The sequence below is a fragment of the Aquimarina pacifica genome (genome assembly GCF_000520955.1).
GTDB classification, from domain to species: domain Bacteria; phylum Bacteroidota; class Bacteroidia; order Flavobacteriales; family Flavobacteriaceae; genus Aquimarina; species Aquimarina pacifica.
The window spans coordinates 22,910-41,831 of sequence record NZ_JACC01000023.1 but is presented as its reverse complement, the minus strand read 5'-3'; the positions used below and the strand labels follow the sequence as shown (position 1 = coordinate 41,831).

General features: G+C 34.1%; 12 protein-coding genes. 7 read left to right on the top strand and 5 right to left on the bottom strand.

Features of this window, described 5'->3' with window-relative positions; translation table 11 throughout:
• Positions 1-152 precede the first annotated feature (152 nt).
• Positions 153-917 (bottom strand): exodeoxyribonuclease III, encoded by a 765-nt coding sequence (locus tag DZ60_RS0112860; protein ID WP_025742477.1) that lies wholly within the window; start codon positions 915-917, stop codon positions 153-155.
• 151 nt (positions 918-1,068) lie between these two features.
• Here DZ60_RS0112860 and DZ60_RS0112855 point away from each other — a divergent pair, with 151 nt between their 5' ends.
• Positions 1,069-1,455: a hypothetical protein gene (locus tag DZ60_RS0112855; protein WP_025742476.1), complete on the top strand. Its 387-nt coding sequence runs from the start codon at positions 1,069-1,071 to the stop codon at positions 1,453-1,455.
• A 22-nt stretch (positions 1,456-1,477) separates the two neighbouring features.
• Here DZ60_RS0112855 and DZ60_RS0112850 read toward each other — a convergent pair whose 3' ends face one another.
• The 3 genes from DZ60_RS0112850 to DZ60_RS0112840 form a co-directional block, all read right to left on the bottom strand.
• Positions 1,478-4,480: a GEVED domain-containing protein gene (locus DZ60_RS0112850; RefSeq protein WP_025742475.1), complete on the bottom strand. Its 3,003-nt coding sequence runs from the start codon at positions 4,478-4,480 to the stop codon at positions 1,478-1,480.
• Between the two features lie 213 nt (positions 4,481-4,693).
• Positions 4,694-6,229: a glycine--tRNA ligase gene (locus DZ60_RS0112845; RefSeq protein WP_025742474.1), complete on the bottom strand. Its 1,536-nt coding sequence runs from the start codon at positions 6,227-6,229 to the stop codon at positions 4,694-4,696.
• Between the two features lie 148 nt (positions 6,230-6,377).
• Entirely contained in the window at positions 6,378-7,259 is an 882-nt protein-coding gene (locus DZ60_RS0112840; protein ID WP_025742473.1) for a hypothetical protein, read from the bottom strand.
• 73 nt (positions 7,260-7,332) lie between these two features.
• Between DZ60_RS0112840 and DZ60_RS0112835 the strand changes: the two genes are divergently transcribed.
• Positions 7,333-8,013, top strand: coding sequence for a ComF family protein (locus tag DZ60_RS0112835; protein WP_025742472.1), 681 nt, complete (start codon positions 7,333-7,335; stop codon positions 8,011-8,013).
• Positions 8,014-8,176: 163 nt separating this feature from the next.
• On the top strand, positions 8,177-9,886 hold the full coding sequence (locus DZ60_RS0112830) for an Ig-like domain-containing protein (RefSeq protein ID WP_025742471.1): 1,710 nt from the start codon (positions 8,177-8,179) through the stop codon (positions 9,884-9,886).
• A 5-nt stretch (positions 9,887-9,891) separates the two neighbouring features.
• Here the strand turns inward: DZ60_RS0112830 and DZ60_RS0112825 are convergent, their stop codons facing one another.
• The gene (locus DZ60_RS0112825; RefSeq protein ID WP_025742470.1) at positions 9,892-10,674 is read right to left on the bottom strand and encodes a nitrilase family protein; all 783 of its coding nucleotides are present in this window, start codon (positions 10,672-10,674) and stop codon (positions 9,892-9,894) included.
• Positions 10,675-10,956: 282 nt separating this feature from the next.
• On the opposite strand from DZ60_RS0112825, the gene ileS reads away from it, so the two are divergent.
• From ileS to DZ60_RS0112805, 4 genes are all read left to right on the top strand, one after another.
• A complete protein-coding gene (ileS, locus tag DZ60_RS0112820) occupies positions 10,957-14,361 on the top strand; it encodes an isoleucine--tRNA ligase (protein ID WP_025742469.1) in 3,405 nt (1,134 codons plus the stop codon).
• A 5-nt stretch (positions 14,362-14,366) separates the two neighbouring features.
• The gene (locus tag DZ60_RS0112815) at positions 14,367-14,750 is read left to right on the top strand and encodes a TraR/DksA family transcriptional regulator (RefSeq protein ID WP_025742468.1); all 384 of its coding nucleotides are present in this window, start codon (positions 14,367-14,369) and stop codon (positions 14,748-14,750) included.
• Positions 14,751-14,969: 219 nt separating this feature from the next.
• Positions 14,970-15,572 (top strand): lipoprotein signal peptidase, encoded by a 603-nt coding sequence (locus DZ60_RS0112810; protein WP_025742467.1) that lies wholly within the window; start codon positions 14,970-14,972, stop codon positions 15,570-15,572.
• Positions 15,573-15,678: 106 nt separating this feature from the next.
• The gene (locus DZ60_RS0112805) at positions 15,679-18,921 is read left to right on the top strand and encodes a CHAT domain-containing protein (RefSeq protein ID WP_025742466.1); all 3,243 of its coding nucleotides are present in this window, start codon (positions 15,679-15,681) and stop codon (positions 18,919-18,921) included.
• Position 18,922: the final 1 nt, after the last annotated feature.

Here is an 18,922-nt window from a genome sequence, read left to right as displayed (position 1 = left end):
TCATTGTGCTAAAATCGTTGCAAGAATTCAATATTTTTTAACACAAAACAATCTTATATAGGCAGAAAAAGATTTGAAAATCGCTGCTTTTTCACGATTCTTTTTTTAGAGAATTTTTGATTACTGCATTTTCTCTTAAATCATTCAAATTGTCAAAGCGCCAATTCTACCACAATTGGGCAGTGATCACTATGTTTGGCTTCTGATAATATAACGGCTCTTTTTAATTTATCTTGTAATGGTTGGGCCACCATTCCATAATCCAAACGCCATCCTTTATTATTGGCTCTTGCATTTGCTCTATAACTCCACCACGAATATTGATGTGGCTCTGTATTAAAATGCCTAAAAGAATCTATAAAACCACTATCGATAAAATTGCCGATCCATTCGCGTTCTACAGGTAAAAACCCAGATACTTTTTTGTTGCGTACCGGATCATGGATGTCAATTGCCTGATGACAGATGTTATAGTCTCCGAGTATTACCAGATTGGGGCGTTCTTTTTTTAACTCATTGATATAGGTCTGAAAATCTGCCATATACTTTAACTTGTGCTCTAGTCGATCCATATTAGTGCCACTGGGAAGATATAAACTCATCACAGAAATATCACCAAAATCCGCTCTAATATTTCGACCTTCGAAATCCATATAGTCAATCCCGGTACCATACTCGATATGATCAGGTTCGGTTTTTGAGAGAATAGCCACGCCACTATATCCTTTTTTCTGAGCACTGAACCAGTAGTTATATGCATAGCCCGCTTCTTCGAAAATAGAAAGATCAAGTTGTTCTTTATTGGCCTTTATTTCCTGTAAGCAAATAACATCAGGATCGGCTTGTTGTAACCAGGTAATAAATCCTTTGTTGAGGGCAGCTCTAATTCCGTTGACATTATAGGAAACTATTTTCATAAGATGATTGTTTTAATTTTTAGTAAAAATAGAATTTATACCAGATAAATTTAAAGTTAAGAACCAAATCCATAAAATTTATCCTTTTTTCTTACAATTTTTCGGTACATTCAAGTCGCAAAACGATCATAATCCTAATCAACGAATTAAAATGAAAACCGTATTTATAACATGTTTAGTAGTTCTTGCAGGGTGCATGTATAGTTGTATGCCTGCAAAAGGTATGGACAATAAAGAAAATGCAACAACACATCTAAATGCTAACGAGAAAATGACGCAAGAAATTACTGCCAAAGAAATGATTGATAAGGGGTTTAGTAAAGGAACAATTACGTCTAGTAAATCTGAAGCATGTCCTTATATTCTAACGGTTGATACCTATGTAGACAGCCTGGATCCTATTAATCTTACCGATTTTTTTAAAGCAGATGCTGTACCTGAACTTGTTTGGATAAAATATGCCAATCTTAGAAGACCCAATCGCTGCGATGCCGGTAGACCTGTTTCTGTTCTAGAAGTAATGCTACGCACCGAGTAATAATTCGATGCACGCGTTTCTCCTATTGAACAATAAATTGGGTAGCTTCTGATTTTTTATCATTACCAAGTCGCGCAAAATATACACCCGTTGCGGCATACGACATATCTAATGTATAGATATAGGTATTATTATCATCTTTTTTTACTTGATTAGAAGCGATCACTTGTCCCAAAACATTGAATATATAAATACGTTTTTCGGTATCCGACCCAGAATCAGTTTTGATAATCGTAAATTGATTATCGGGTTCACTAACCACAACAAGGTCTGTATTGGTTGCAGTAGTAACAGTATTATCTATAATTTCTACGGTATAATCATGTGTGGTTCCAAACGACATAGAACCACAAGGCTCGTTTAGCGAATCTCCTGAATTTTGGTTAACATCGCCTCCTCGAATTCTTAGTAAATGAGTTCCCAGTGTAGCCGTACTGCTTAATGTAAAGGTAAACACTTGATTGACGTCAAATTCTTCGAGTATTTCATTGTCTAATATGAGTTCTGATGTCTCAAAGGTATTGCTATCATCAAAATCTATCCATATAGAGATACGTTCTGATCCATTTTCATCTGCATATCCAGATTGAACCGTAACGGTATAGGTTGGCGTAGCTAAGTCTAAGGCAATGATGAATTCTTGAGAAAAATCTTCGTAACCTGTACTACATGTAATTTCAGAATTAATAACATTCGCTAGCTCAAAATAAGTGGTGCCATCTCCATACTGTATACAATCAGAAGTGGGTTTGCAGATCTCGGCGTCTGCTCGTGTGATCGTTCGTGTAATACTATCGTTTTCATTATTTTGATCGGTATCTAAATCTGTACCTAGCTCAAATACATAGGTTCCTATTTCTGTGAGATCTGCCAAGGTAGTAAATGTGTATTCTACTTCTTCCTGAGAAGGAATAGTTCCTTCAAATATTTCATCAATTCGGTCTCCATTGTTCAGAATATAAAATACCGGAATATCGGTCACTTCTGTTCCGCTGTAGTTATAAATAGTAATCGTAACAGGTTCAGGAACAGCAGAAAATTCACCATCCTGAGCAGGATTAATCAATTCTCCGACTCCCACATCAACAGGAAGAAGATCGATTAAATTTCTGGTACTACAATTATTATCCGGAGTCAGATCTCCTACGAGACCTGTTTCTGCCGAAATAGAATTGTCTGTTTGACCAGAGAGATCTACAGTGGTTGCAAACGAAAAAGAAACAGTTTCGCCAGCAGCTAGTGGTCCAGTAAACATTTCAGTAACATCAGTCCCATTATTAACAGAATAAGTAACTGGGATATCTGATTGTGCTGTAGAACCAAAATTTTTGATAGATACTGTAATAGTTTCAGTGTCTGTATACGTTATATTATCCAAAGGAGCATCGATACTTATGACCCCAACATCGGTAGTTACATCTTCTGCAATTTTAAAAACTCCAACAACATTTCTTGCATTCTCAGTGTCAGTGGTAAAATATTCGGCAATGTGCCAGAAGGTTTGATCATCAACCGGATCTACAGTAATTTGTGCATAATCACCATAACGATCTCCTCCATTACGCTGTATATCTGTTCCTGTGGCAATGGTTTCTTCTGCAAATGTCATGGTACCCAAAGGGTCACTTGCCAGTCGGCCTGTATATCGTATAGACGCAAAACTATCAGCGTTGGCGCCCGTAGCGGTTGTACCCATGGTTGTATATCCCATCCCGATATTACCAAAAATATCCATCACCATACTACCGCACCAGGCGCTTTTGCCATCGGGAGAGGTGTAAGTTCCTTCTTGGTATAATGTCCAGGGTTCGCCATCTCCATTCTGACGGATTTCGCACCATCGTATGCCGGCAACATCATCGGTGTCTCCTGCTTCAATATCTACTGCAAAATTAAGGACTACCGAATTATAGTCGCAAAATCTTCGGTAATTAGTTGCGTACATAAGAGCGCCCTGTAATACATCAATATCTTGAGTACTTCCTGGTTGTGGGATATTGGTAAAAGATCCACCATCGAATGTAGAATCAAAGGCGGTCAAGGGTATTTCTTCTGCTTCTGAGATAGTCGACTCACTTGTAGAGACCCAATTTACATTAATTTCCCAAAGTTTGAGCATATCCTGATCTACACCAGCCCAGCCATCATCTTGATAATAAATGATTCTAGCATCGCCAATAGGAGGAGGCGTATTGCCTATAGCATGAAAAGAGGCAGGGCTATAAAAACCAGAACCTAATTCGGCCCCAGGTAATGGCAATCCTACCATTTTGATATCATCATCACCAACCAACATTTTATCTCGTTCAATAACATAAACTACTTCACTGGTTTTTTGAGATCCTTGATCTTTGTTCGCTGTGATATAATACCCATCGGACCATACCGAAAATTTTGTATAATCAGGAAAAGTACCAGTGCTAAATCGATACGTATACCACCCATCATTTACTGGGTCGGGTCCTTGACAAACAGCAACCAAAAATCCGTTGGGGGTATCAGAAAACTGTGTGATCACAAATCGGTCCGCAAAACTATCATAAAATACAATTGGATCCCCCAGACTTTCTCCCGGAAAAATATTTGTTAAGGATGAAGGGCCGACAAGTTCATTTCCTGCTCTATCATGAATGCTGAAGGAGTAATTTTTGGCACTTACATAATGATTAGGGCCAATAGCGCCTGTAGGATCAGAAGGAGCTGCCACACTTGCACCTGTCTCAAAAATCAAAGAAGGTGCTTTGCTTGTTCTTTTGCTTTGGGCACTTTTTTGTTGTATGATTAAGGGATCATCTCCTTTGGGATATCCTTTTCCCGGAACTACCTTATTGGCTCCTGTTCTTCTAGGATTGATTTCTCCTTCTCTTGGTTGTGCAGGAATTAGCTTTTTTCCTGCTAAAGGAGCAATATTTCGCATATAGGTCGAAGTACCCGTCATACTTGCATTCATAACTTCTTTCTCTTGGGAGAACCCTAAGAAGGTTAAAAATAAAAAAGCAATACCTATGGTGTTCTTCGATAGCATAGACGATATTTTATAGTTGAGTGTTGTATTTTTCTGGGACTAAAATACGATTAAACTTCAAGATATATCTGCATGAGCATCCAAATTTAACGTAATAGAGATCAGAAGATGTTGGTTTTTTGTGATCCAGTAATTTGTTTTCAAAGAAAAAGCTGCCTTGTTTTTAGTAAGACAGCTTTTTTTTTAATTTTAAATTATCGACGATATTAGGTTTTATTTTAACCAATATTCGGCATCTGTTTTTTCTGATATTAATGTTTTAAGATCTTCAATAGGAACACGTTTTTGTTCCATTGTATCGCGATCTCTGATTGTAACATGCTTGTCGTTGATTGTATCATGATCTACAGTAATACAGAACGGAGTTCCATTTGCATCTTGTCTTCTGTAACGACGACCGATTGCATCTTTTTCATCATAAATAACATTGAATTTCCATTTAAGGTCATCCACAATTTTTTGTGCAATTTCTGGCAATCCATCTTTTTTGACCAATGGGAGTATAGCCGCTTTTATAGGAGCGACAACTGCAGGTAATTTTAGTACTGTTCTGCTACTTCCATCTTCTAATACTTCTTCTTGTAGTGCTTTAGAGAATACGGCAAGAAACATTCTATCTAATCCTACAGAAGTTTCTACAACATAAGGGACATAGCTTTCTTTTAATTCTGGATCAAAAAATTGTAATTTTTTACCAGAGTATTCTTCATGTGCTTTAAGATCAAAATCGGTTCTCGAATGGATTCCTTCTAATTCTTTGAACCCAAAAGGAAAGTTAAATTCGATATCTGCGGCTGCATTGGCATAATGTGCTAATTTATCATGATCATGAAAACGATAATTCTCTTTGCCTAAACCTAAGGAAAGGTGCCAGTCAAGACGTGTCTCTTTCCAATACTCATACCACTTCATTTCCTCACCCGGGCGCACAAAGAATTGCATCTCCATCTGTTCGAACTCTCGCATTCTAAAAATAAACTGTCTTGCGACGATTTCATTTCTAAAAGCTTTTCCGGTTTGTGCAATTCCAAAAGGTATTTTCATCCTTCCTGTTTTCTGAACATTCAGGAAATTAACAAAGATCCCTTGTGCCGTTTCTGGTCTCAAAAACAGATCTGTTGCAGATTCTGCAGACGCTCCTAATTTGGTGCCAAACATGAGATTAAATTGTCGCACATCGGTCCAGTTTTTAGAACCCGTATCTGGATCTGCTATTCCTAACTCCTCGATTAAGGCTTTTACATCTGCCAGATCATCAGCTTCTAAAGATTTTGACATACGTTTGATGACTTCTTCTTTTTGCGACAAGTATTTTACAACTCTTGGATTGGTTGTAATAAACTGCGCCTCGTCAAAATTATCACCAAAGCGTTTTTTTGCTTTAGCGATTTCTTTTTGTGCTTTTTGATACAATTTCTCGGCATAATCTTCTAAAAGAACATCTGCCCTATATCTTTTCTTTGAATCTTTATTATCAATAAGTGGATCGCTAAATGCATCTACATGTCCAGAAGCCTTCCAGGTAGTTGGGTGCATAAATATTGCCGCATCAAGCCCTACAATATTCTGATGCATATGCACCATACTTTTCCACCAATATTCTCTAATATTTTTTTTTAGCTCTACTCCATTCTGCCCGTAATCATATACAGCACTAAGTCCATCATATATCTCACTAGAACCAAAAATATACCCATACTCCTTTGCATGGGCAATCACTTTTTTAAATGTATCTTCTTGTTTTGCCATTGCACAAAAATAATTGAATTTAAATGATTTGAAAACGAAACCTATTTTGTTTTTTCGAAAAATCTAATTTCTTTAAAAAACATAAAAAAACTGCCACGATACTTGATAGTATACATGGCAGTTTTTTTTAAGATTTATTTTCAAAAAATTACTTCAGCTCAAACTGGGTGTTAGAAATCATTCTAGGTCCCGAGAAAAGGTTTACTACATAGTTTCCTTTTACAAGTTCTCCTTGTGCAGCATCTACTAATACACAAACATCTAATGCATCGTTTTCATAATATACTTTATTACGACCACTATATGTTAATACAGCATCATCAAAATTTACAGATACTTTATCACCGATCAGATTATTTTGAGGGTTTATAACCTGAACAAAAAGTTCTTTATCACCTTTTTCTGTTAACTTGTTAGGAGAAAGTGTAAAACATACTCTTACTTTTTCTGCTTTGTTTGCTTTTGGAGCAGCTGATATTTTACCACTATTACGAACACGAACACCTTCTGCCTTAATATTAGAAGCAGTAAGCGCAGAACCTCTTTCTACGATCTCAGCAAGTTTACTATTCTGTGTTTGCAGAGAATCTGAGAAAATAATTCTTTGGTTTAATGCCACGGATGTACTATCTAAATCTGTAGCTAAACGCGTATTTGCAGTTGTTAAACTATCCGCAAGTTTAAATAATTTCTCACGCTCTTTTTTCAGCTTTCCTACTTCTCTTCTATAACGTGAGATTAAAGCAAGATTAGCGTCATTGTCTTTAACACTATCAAGTAGTACTACAATTCGCTCTTTTGCCTTAAGCAAATGATCGTCCATCACCTCGTTTAGAGAAATAGCATTATCGTATTTTGTAATTAATTCACCTAACTCACTTTCTATAAGATCTTTTTCTTGTTGCAAAATTGCTTTATTTTGCTTCTCTTCGTTGTAAAACTTATATGTAAATATTCCTAAAATAAGCAACAATGCAGCTAGAACACCAATTAGGATCTTCAGTGTCAAATTATTGTTTTGAGTTGTCATAGTTAATTTAGAATTTTTGAATGGTTATTTAAAAAACTAATATATAATAATTAATACTAATTCCCCTAATAAAATGCTAAGAGACTTAGCGTATTTGTTTTATCCTATATACTGTGCGGCCTGTGACAGCCCTTTGTACAGTAACGAAAGGTTGCTATGTACATCATGTCGACATGAGCTTCCTTTGGGGAATTTTCATTACGTAAACGCAAAAAAAATTGAAAAAGTATTTTACGGACGTGTCAAAATTGAAAATGCAACTGCACTATTTGTATTTCATAAGGATGGTTTAGTTCAAAATTTAATTCACAACCTTAAATATAGAGGAAGAGAAGAAATCGCTAAAGAATTAGGGCTTTGGTTAGGTTCAGAGTTGTGTCAATTATCTGAATATCAAAATATTGATGTTGTTGTACCTGTTCCTTTACATACTAAGCGTTTACGTGAGAGAGGATTTAATCAAGTAGAAAAATTTGGAATAGAAATCGCTAAGAAATTAGATGCCGAGTACATAAATAAGGTATTAAAAAAAAGTTCGTATACCTCAAAACAATCCAAACGTGATCATATGAATAGGTGGATAAATACCGCTGAAACATTTAAGGTGATCAACGAGTCTTTACTAGAAAATAAGCATATTTTGTTAGTTGATGACATTGTTACCACAGGAGCTACTATAGAAGCATGTGTTCAGGAATTGGTCAAAATAAAAGGGATTCGCATTAGTGTTGCTACAATGGCAATTACAGAATAACGGTAAGGTTTTGATCAGGTATGTTATAGTTTGTTTGTAAAAGTAGATAATCGAATACGAAGTGTAATGAGCGTAATAATAGGAGTAGAAAAATAGCGTTTTATTAAATTTTTAGTTTTTAAATATAATTGTTTCTTTGTGATTTAAAAATTCTTGCAAAAAGATGGGCAAAAAATTAAATATACTCTGGAGGGTTCTGGGACTTCTACTGTTGGTTATAGGTTGTGCTAAGAGAGGTTCTATTACAGGTGGCCCCAAAGACGAGACACCTCCTGTTTTTTTGAAAGCAACTCCTCCGAATTTTTCAACAAATTTTGATAAAAAAGAGATTAGATTATATTTTGATGAATATGTGAAACTGAAAGATGCTCAGAAACAGATTATTATTTCGCCTCCGATGGATCCAGCTCCCGAAATAACACCGTTGGGAACGGCAAGTAAATATGTCAAGATTAAGTTTATTGATACGCTCTTAGAAAATACAACGTATAGCATAAATTTTGGAGAAAGTATTGTAGATAATAATGAAGGAAATCCAAATTCCTTTTTTAGATATGTTTTCTCTACAGGAGATTTTTTGGATTCTCTGAGTATCAAAGGAACAATCAGTGATGCGATTAAGAAAAAACCAGATTCTTATATTACCGTCGCAATGTATGAGGTTGATGAAGAATACACGGACTCAATAGTCTATAATAAGGTGCCAAGATATATCACAAATACTTTAGATAGTATAGGTTTTAATTTGTATAATCTAAAAGAAGGAACTTATAAACTTGTTGCCTTAAAAGATGCGGCTAATAATTATCTTTATGAACCTAAACAAGATAAAATAGGGTTTTATGAAGAATACATAACATTACCTGAAGATACTGCCAAATTTTTTGATTTCAGTATTTTTAAGGAACAACTCGATTTTAAGGCTATTCTTCCCAAACAAGTTTCAAAGAATGAATTCTTGTTTCCGTATGAAGGAGAAAAAGACAGTATGGCTATTAAACTACTAAGTGATGTGCCAGAAGACTATGTTACCAGGGTTTTTCCGGATAAAGAAAAAGATACACTACATTATTGGTTCAAACCGTTTTTTGAGGCAGATTCTCTAATTTTTGAAATAACTAATTCTAAAAATTACAGAGATACTCTTGTCGCGCGATTTAAGGATCAGTATAAAGATTCTCTAACAATTACTTCAGAGATTAAATCTACTTTACCACTCAATGATACGTTTAGTTTTTCGGGAAATACCCCGTTAGACAGCATTAATAAATCATTGATATCTCTTACAGATAAGGATACCTTAGATGTTCCTTTTGCAATAGCATTAGACAGTATTAAAAACAGGGTGCAATTTAATTTTGAAAAAACAGAAAGTAATGTATACAACATTACTATGTTGCCAGAAGCTGTTAAAGATTTTATTGGAAATGTAAATGATACCTTGACATTTAATTTTAGAACAAAGGAGCTAACCGACTACGGGACTATTTTCTTGACGCTTCAGAATGTCGAAACCTACCCAGTTTTAGTGCAGCTAACTGACAATCAAGGAGAAGTAGTTTTAGAAAAAATAATGTCAACTGAACAGTCTTTGATATTTGATCATCTTAATCCTGGAGATTATAATTTGCGTGTTATTTTTGATACTAACAAAAATGGAAAGTGGGATACAGGAAATTTCCTGAAAAGATTACAGCCAGAAAAGATCTCCTATTATCCAAAAGTAATATCTGTAAGAGCAAACTGGGATCTCAAGGAAACCTTTATTTTGGGTCAAAAAGATTCGATACCTATAGGAAAACAAATGTTACAAAAAGGTCAGGGTAAAGAAAGTGAAAAAGGAGGAAGACCTCGTAGGGGGCGTCAGGAATGAAAGGGTTAAATAAATTCGAACGGGTCACGATCATCTAAAAAAGATAATTTTTTACGTGTGTTTTGTACATGAGATTTGTCTAAAGTAGCGTATATAATGGTTTCTTTTTCAATTGGGTTTTCTTCTAAAAGGGAGTTTCCTAATACATCATATATACCAGAATGACCATTATATTCGTATCCTTTACCGTCTAAGCCGACACGGTTAAGACCCACGCAATAAGACATGTTTTCTATCGCTCTAGCTTTTAATAATGTATCCCATGCTGCTATTCTAAGCTTTGGCCAGCTTGCTATGTATATTAACAGATCATATGCTGAGGTGTTTCTTGACCAAACAGGAAATCTAAGGTCATAACAAATTAAAGGTCTTATTTTCCAGTTTTTGTAAGTAATTGTGACCCTGTCCTTACCAGGTGTGAAAACTTTTTCTTCTTGGGCTAGAGTGAATAAGTTGCGTTTGTCATAAATAGTATAATCACCATCAGGTTTCATAAAAATTAAGCGATTATAATAATTTCCGTTTTGAGAAGCTATAAAACTCCCTATAATTGCGCACTCCTTTTGTAGTGACATTTTTTTTAACCAAGACATTGTTTTTTCCTCCATTTCTTCTGCCATCAGACCAACGTTCATAGTAAATCCAGTAGTAAACATCTCAGGAAGAATAATAAGATCCACTTTTTTTGGTATTGAATTTATTTTTTGGGTAAAAACGGCACGATTTTGTACCGGGTTTTCCCAAGCTAGGTGCGATTGAATTAGTGCAAGACGAAGTGTTTGGCTCATGATAATTGATTTTTAAACTACTTTTTTTACAATTAAATAGTTGCATTAATTGTTGTATATAATTACCGAAATACAGAACAGTACTATTTTGATTTCTATAATTTCATATAAGAAGTAGTCTAGCACTTATAAAAGTAAGTTTTTAATTGTACCGTGCAAATTTTTAGAGATTACTTGTTAATTACTAAAAAGAGGGAGTAGGTCTTGAAGATACTATATAATTCTCTCGCCATTTTTGTAGAAAATCCTTATTTTCGCAGACCTAATAGAAAGAACGATCAAATGAGCACTAAGTTTCCTGAATATAAAGGACTTGACTTACCAAAAGTAGCCGATGAAATACTAGATTTCTGGCAGCAGAATTCTATATTCGAAAAAAGTATAAATGAACGAGATGGGGCAGAACCATTTGTGTTTTTTGAAGGACCTCCTTCTGCTAATGGACTTCCGGGAATTCATCACGTAATGGCACGTGCGATTAAGGATATTTTTTGTAGGTACAAAACCCAAAAGGGATATCAGGTACAACGTAAAGCAGGTTGGGATACCCATGGTTTGCCTGTAGAGTTAGGAGTAGAGAAAGAACTAGGGATTACCAAAGAAGATATTGGAACCAAAATTAGTGTAGAAGAGTATAATGAAGCTTGTAAAAAAGCAGTAATGCGTTATACAGATATTTGGAATGAGTTGACTCAAAAAATTGGGTATTGGGTAGATATGGAAGATCCGTATATTACTTATAAATCCAAATACATGGAAAGCGTTTGGTGGTTACTTGCTCAGATATACAAAAAGGGATTATTATACAAAGGATATACAATACAACCCTATTCTCCTAAGGCAGGTACAGGATTGAGCTCTCATGAGCTTAATCAACCGGGTACTTATCAAGATGTTACAGATACAACTGTGGTAGCACAGTTCAAAGCAAAAAAAGAGAGTCTTCCTGAATTTTTATCTAAAATAGGAAAGGACATATATTTTTTAGCTTGGACAACTACTCCTTGGACATTACCGTCGAATACAGCATTGACAGTAGGACCCAAAATTGATTATGTCGTAGTAGAAACATTCAATCAATATACTTTTGAACCAATACAAGTAATCCTTGCCAAAAACTTAGTAGGAAAACAATTTGCAGGAAAGTTTGTAGCAGTTGATAATGTAGAAGAAGTACATGCATATCAGAAAGGAGATAAAAAAATTCCTTATACAATCCTTTTAGAATGCAAGGGATTAGATCTGGTTAATATTAGGTACGAACAATTAATAGATTATACACAGCCATTTGATAATCCTGAGAATGCTTTTAGAGTAATTTCTGGAGATTTTGTAACCACTGAGGATGGTACAGGAATAGTACATACCGCTCCAACATTTGGAGCAGACGATGCTTTGGTAGCAAAACAAGCCACCCCAGAAGTGCCGCCAATGTTGGTAAAGGATGAGAATGATAACTTGGTTCCCTTAGTCGATTTGCAAGGTAAGTTTACGTCACATGTTGGTGAGTTTGCTGGTAAATATGTAAAGAACGAGTATTATAATGATGGTGAGGCCCCAGAGAAATCAGTAGATGTAGAAATTGCGATTAAATTAAAAATCGAAAATAAAGCGTTTAAGGTTGAGAAGTATGTACACAGTTATCCGAACTGTTGGCGTACTGATAAGCCTATTTTATATTATCCTTTGGATTCATGGTTTATTAAAGTGACTGATTTTAAGGATCGTATGCATGAACTGAACCTTGGTATTAACTGGAAGCCAAAATCAACCGGCGAAGGACGTTTCGGGAACTGGCTTGCAAATGCTAATGATTGGAACTTGTCTAGATCACGTTTTTGGGGAATTCCGTTACCAATATGGCGAACAGAAGATGGTAAAGAAGAATTGATCATAGGTTCGGTAGAAGAACTAAAAACTGAAATGTCTAAGGCCGTAAGTGCAGGAGTTCTCGAGGAAGATATATTTGCTGACTTTGTGGTTGGCAATATGAGTGAGGAAAACTATGATAAGATTGACCTTCATAAAAATGTAGTAGATAAAATTACCTTGGTTTCTGAATCAGGAAAACCAATGACACGCGAGAGTGATTTAATAGATGTTTGGTTTGATTCGGGATCTATGCCTTATGCACAATGGCATTATCCTTTTGAGAATAAAGAAAAGGTAGAAGCAGGAGAAAAGACTGCAGATTTTATTGCAGAAGGTGTAGATCAGACCAGAGGCTGGTTCTATACATTGCATGCTATTGCGACCATGATTTTTGATGATGTAGCGTATAAAAATGTAGTGTCTAACGGACTTGTTTTAGATAAGAATGGTCAGAAAATGTCTAAACGATTGGGTAATGCTGCAGATCCTTTCGAAACACTAAAAACATATGGCCCCGATGCAACGCGGTGGTATATGATCAGTAATGCCAATCCTTGGGATAATCTTAAGTTCGATATAGAAGGAATTTCTGAGGTAAGACGTAAGTTTTTTGGAACCCTTTATAATACCTATTCTTTCTTTACATTATATGCAAACATAGATAATTTTACCTATGCCGAAGATGATATTGTATTAGCAGAAAGACCCGAAATAGATCGTTGGATATTAAGTGAATTACATACCTTAATCAAGAATGTAGATCAGTATTATAATGAGTATGAACCAACAAAAGCCACTAGAGCAATATCGGATTTTGTACAAGAAAACTTGAGTAACTGGTTTGTGCGTCTAAGTCGAAGAAGATTCTGGAAAGGAGATTATCAGCAGGATAAAATTTCGGCCTATCAGACCTTATATACCTGTATGATCACGGTTGCAAAATTAGGAGCTCCGGTAGCACCATTTTTTATGGATCGATTGTATAAAGATCTGGTTTCAAATTCTAATAAAAAATCTTTTGAAAGTATTCACTTATCGCTTTTTCCAGAGTATGATGAAGCTTTTGTAGACAAACCTTTAGAGCACAAAATGCAAAAGGCACAGATAGTTTCTTCATTAGTGCTTTCATTGCGCCAGAAGGAAAAAATAAAAGTACGTCAGCCACTACAGAGAATTATGATACCAGTACTTAATCAGGCAGAAAAAGAAGAAATTAATGATATAGCAGAGTTGATTAAGAGCGAGGTAAATGTAAAGGAAATACAGTTGATCGATGATGCATCTGGTATATTAGTGAAACAAATCAAGCCAAATTTTAAAAATTTAGGCCCTCGTTTCGGAAAAGATATGAAACTGATAGCCAATAAAATACAGTCATTTGATCAAAAAAGTATAAAAATTCTTGAACAAACTGGTGGTTTTGATATAGAAATTAATGATAAAATTATTACTTTAGGAACCGATGATGTAGAAATTAGCTCTCAGGATATAGAAGGTTGGTTGGTTGCTAACTCTGGTAGTTTGACGGTTGCATTAGATGTAACTATAAGTCCAGAATTAAAGAAAGAAGGGATTGCTAGAGAGTTAGTAAATCGTATTCAGAATATCCGAAAAGATAGTGGATTAGAAGTTACGGATAGAATAGAAATTGTAATTCAGGAAAATAAAAGTATTAGAGAAGCTGTTTCGGCAAATGAGACATATATTAAGAATGAAACCTTAACAGAAACAATTGAATTTGCGATGGATGTAATAAACGGTACAGAAATTGCGTTTGATGACATTGCAACTCAATTGGTTATAAATAAACAATAAGAATAATGGCAGATGATGTAAAAGTAAGGTATAGCGATGATGATTTAGCAATGTTCAGAGAGATTATCTTAAACAAAGTTGAGAAAGCTCAGAAAGATTTAGAATTACTTCAAAGTGCATACAAGAATGATGGTAATAATGGTACGGATGATACCTCACCAACATTTAAAGCATTCGAAGAAGGGAGTGAGACTATGTCTAAAGAAGCAAATACACAACTCGCTATCAGACAAGAAAAATTTGTAAGAGATCTTAAAAACGCTCTTCTACGAATCGAAAATAAAACCTATGGTATATGCCGTGTGACTGGTAAATTAATAAACCCTGATCGGTTAAAACTTGTCCCACATGCAACCTTGAGTATTGAGGCAAAAAATATGCAGAGTTAATTGTACTAAATAACCTTTTGTAGGAACAAAATACTATAACAGATAAAATCTAATATCAAAAGATATTGTCTGATGTAGATTTTTTAAAGATGAATAGGCATGCAAATTCGGGTAGTTCGTTTTATCAATTTGCTTTGCTCTTTTTTTGAATTTGAGTTTCATTAATAAAATACTATTTTTGTCCGTCAATTATAGCCACCGAGCTATATAAACATAACTATGTCTTTAAAAAAATCTATTTTAGTTATAATTTTGGTATTGCTGATTGATCAGATTTCCAAAATTTATATCAAGACTCATTTCAATCTTCACGAAGAGGTAAAAGTATTTGATTGGTTTCGTATCATATTTGTAGAAAATAAGGGAATGGCCTGGGGTTTTGAGCTGCCAGGAAGTTATGGTAAATTGGTCCTGTCCTTATTTAGACTTGTTGCCATTTCGGGAATAGGATATTGGTTATATGATTCTGTTCGTAAAAAGAGCCCAGCTGTATTAACATTTTGTATAGCTCTTATTTTTGCAGGAGCATTAGGAAATATTATAGATTCTGTTTTTTATGGTATTTTATTTAGTCGTAGTACAGGATTAGAAGTAGCTACTTTTATGCCAGAAGGTGGTGGTTATGAGACTGTTTTTTATGGCAAAGTAGTAGATATGATTCAGTTTACTTTTTATAATGATACGCTGCCAGAATGGATTCCTTTTTGGGGAGGTGAACATTTTTCTTTCTTTGATCCCGTTTTTAATGTTGCTGATTCTGCAATCAGTATAGGGGTATTTTTACTTATTATTTTTAATAAAAAAGCATTTCCAAAGAAGTAAGCAAATTACTGTGTTTTTTAAAATTTAAAGCAGGTTTTTTATTCAAATCTCAATCGTCTTGTGATTTTGGAATATCTTTATGCTATCTCTTACAAATAGCAACCGCATGAAACCTTTTACTATAGTTATTTTTCTTTTTTTTACGTGTATTACTATTGGTATTGCACAAAATGCTAAGGATACAATCCTGGCTTTTCAATATTATCAAAAAGCCAATTCTTTGACTTTTGATAAAAAACGAGATAGCGCGAATGTATATTTAGAAAAAGCAATTCCTATCTATAAAAAGGCTAAATCGTGGAAGCGAATTGCACATTGTTATAATACGATTTCTGATAACCTATGGGATCTCGAAGATTTTGATGGGGCTGTTTTACAAACAAAAAAGGCATTAGAAATATGTCATAACCATCTTCCTGCACTTACTGTTGAAAAAGCAATAGCTCTAGGTAAATTAGGAGAATTCAAAGAACACATAAAGTTAGATTACCCAAAAGCTCTTGAGTTGTATACAAAGTCTTTAGAAATAAAAAAACAAATTCTTACTGAGGATCATTTGTTGATAGCTGATTCATATGCTAGTTTGTCCTCGGTTTATGAAAAAAAAGGAGAGTTTGAGAAGGCTTTAAATAATTTGAATTTAAGTATTGATGTTAGAATTAAGAAATTTGGAGAAGATCATTTTGAAATTTTCCCTTCTTTGAGGAGACGCGCATTGATATATAATGCAATGAAAAGAGATGATTTAGCACTTTTTCAGTTAGAAAAAGGAGTAGAATTGAGTAAAAAGAAATTTGGAGAAGATCATATTGAAACGGTTAAATTCTATAATATAATTGGAAGTGTTTATTTTGTTAATAAGGAATATTCCAGAGGTTTTTATTACATGAAAAAAGTAAAAACCAAATTCGTCAGTCAATTAGATAATCCTTTAATATATTATAATAATATGGGGATTGTTTGTCTGTTTTTAGAAAGATACGACGAGGCATTAGGGTACTATAAAAAGGTGTTAAGTAATTTAGGTGAAAATAAAATCTTTTTCTTTGTGGCAAAGTATAATATTGCGTTAATAAATGTAAATATTGGGAAACCCGATATTGCACTTAAGTCTCTCGAAAAACTTATTTTCATGGGGGAGCAACGTTTTGGAAAAGACTATTTTGAGCTAACAAGATGTTACTTAGTTTTGTCTGAGATTTACTCGGAAAAAGGATTCTTTGATAAATCTTTCAACCTTTTAAATAAGACTTTAAGAATTTGTACAAAAGTATTAGGTGAAAAAAGTGTTAGGGTAGGGATTATCAACCAAAGGCTTGGGGATTTATTTGCGAAGCAACATAAGTATGATGAGGCTTTATTATATTATAATAAGGCTTTGGTTATTGCTGAAAACTTAAAAATAGAAAGTAATAGTAATGTATCCAATATCCATTATAAAATAGGAAAAACCTATTTCCAAAAAAAAGAACTTGAAGAAGCATTGTTCCATTTTGAAAATGCAGAACAAATTGATAGTAAATTTTTAAAAAACGCTGTAGGTGATAATAATGAATCAGCGCAAAATTTAAATGCGTTTTTTAGGCTACGTTTATTAAATTATACAGGTCGAACGTTTTATGATTTATATAGTGAAAGTAGTGAATTAATTTTTTTGAAAAATTGTTTAACTAGTTATCAAGAAGCAAATGATCTTATCAGTATTATAAGACAAGATTTAAATAAATACAATGATAAATTAAATTTTTCTAAGACGGCAAAGAGTTTGTATGAAGGAGTAATTAAGGCTCAACTGTCTCTTTTTGAATTAGAAAAAAACTACCAGAATCTACATCAAGCTTTTAGGTTTTCAGAAAAGAGTAAGTCTAATACGCTAAAAGAATTTTTAAATATTAGCGAGACCAAAAAAACTACAGAATTATCTCCAGAACTATCACAATTAGAATATGATTTAAAAATCGAACGTGCCTATTATAGATCTAAATTGTCTGAAGTGCATTTTAATAAAAGTGCCGACAGTAGTAAGCTCATTTCTTATGAGAGTAAGTTGTTTGATATTTCCAGAAAACAAGATTCTTTAAAAGAAGTATTAGAAAAAAACTATCCAAAATACCATAAATTAAAATATCAGGACAGTGTTATTTCTGTACAAGAGATTCAAGAAAAATTAGATGAGAAAACAACACTGCTCGAATTTTTCACAACCGATAGTATAACGTATGCTTTTACCATTTCAAAAAACAAAATGTCGGTAAAAGAACTGGTTGTAGAAAGATTAAGTGAAAAGATAGAAGATATAAAGACTTTGATTATCAAGAAAGATGTCAGAACATATAAGAAACAGGCATATCAATTGTATAAAGAGTTAATCGCTCCTATAAAAGATGAGCTAGTGGGCAATGAATTGGTAATCATCCCAGATGGCCCTTTGTGGCATCTTAATTTTGATTTATTGTTAAGCGAACAGAATGCTACAAATAACCCAACGATGTTGTCGTATTTGTTAAAAGAGTATGTGATTACATATGCAAATTCTGCCACATTATTGTTTTCTAAAGATCTCAATGCAATCGATGCATTTACTAAAAAAGGAGAATGCCTTGCTTTCTCTTTTTCGGATAGTACGCTTACAACCGATACAAGAACAATTCCTCTGGCTTCTCTTAGAAAATCTAACATTGATTTACCAGGAACTCGCAAGGAAATAAAAGCCATTGCAGATATTGTTGATGGGGCCTATTATTATGGCTCAGAGGCGGTGGAGCGAAATTTTAAGAAAGAAGCCAAACAATATAATATTTTGCACTTAGCTTTACATGGAGAAGTGGATAATGAACATCCTGAAAATTCTAAACTATATTTTACAAAGAATAAAGATACTATAGAAGACAACGTGCTATACAGTCATGAGTTATTTGCACTTAATATTCCGGCAGAATTAACTGTGCTTAGTGCATGTAATACGGGTAGTGGTAAAATAGCAAAAGGAGAGGGGATTATGAGTTTAGGTAATGCATTTCAGTATGCAGGAACTAAAAGTTTGTTGCTGAGTAGTTGGGAAGTGTCTGACCAAACAACTCCAGAATTGATGAAATATTTCTACAAGAATCTAAAAAAAGGAATGCATAAAGGAGAAGCGTTACAGCAAGCAAAAATTCAATATTTAAACAACGCAGATATAAATAGAACACATCCTTTTTATTGGGGCGGATTTTATTTGGTTGGTGATGTGTCTCCTGTAGAGTTTAGAGATGCTAATAGTAGTATATATTGGATTCTCGGTTGTGCAGTTTTACTAATATTCTTGCTCATTTTCGTTTGGTACAAGAAAAAGACAAGAGTTTTGTAAT

Coding starts and splice junctions, on each gene's coding strand:
- DZ60_RS0112805 (WP_025742466.1), top strand. CDS start 15,679: ATGAAACCTTTTACTATAGTTATTTTTCTTTTTTTTACGTGTATTACT.
- ileS (WP_025742469.1), top strand. CDS start 10,957: ATGAGCACTAAGTTTCCTGAATATAAAGGACTTGACTTACCAAAAGTA.
- DZ60_RS0112830 (WP_025742471.1), top strand. CDS start 8,177: ATGGGCAAAAAATTAAATATACTCTGGAGGGTTCTGGGACTTCTACTG.
- DZ60_RS0112835 (WP_025742472.1), top strand. CDS start 7,333: ATGCTAAGAGACTTAGCGTATTTGTTTTATCCTATATACTGTGCGGCC.
- DZ60_RS0112810 (WP_025742467.1), top strand. CDS start 14,970: ATGTCTTTAAAAAAATCTATTTTAGTTATAATTTTGGTATTGCTGATT.
- DZ60_RS0112850 (WP_025742475.1), bottom strand. CDS start 4,480: ATGCTATCGAAGAACACCATAGGTATTGCTTTTTTATTTTTAACCTTC.
- DZ60_RS0112855 (WP_025742476.1), top strand. CDS start 1,069: ATGAAAACCGTATTTATAACATGTTTAGTAGTTCTTGCAGGGTGCATG.
- DZ60_RS0112840 (WP_025742473.1), bottom strand. CDS start 7,259: ATGACAACTCAAAACAATAATTTGACACTGAAGATCCTAATTGGTGTT.
- DZ60_RS0112825 (WP_025742470.1), bottom strand. CDS start 10,674: ATGAGCCAAACACTTCGTCTTGCACTAATTCAATCGCACCTAGCTTGG.
- DZ60_RS0112815 (WP_025742468.1), top strand. CDS start 14,367: ATGGCAGATGATGTAAAAGTAAGGTATAGCGATGATGATTTAGCAATG.
- DZ60_RS0112845 (WP_025742474.1), bottom strand. CDS start 6,229: ATGGCAAAACAAGAAGATACATTTAAAAAAGTGATTGCCCATGCAAAG.
- DZ60_RS0112860 (WP_025742477.1), bottom strand. CDS start 917: ATGAAAATAGTTTCCTATAATGTCAACGGAATTAGAGCTGCCCTCAAC.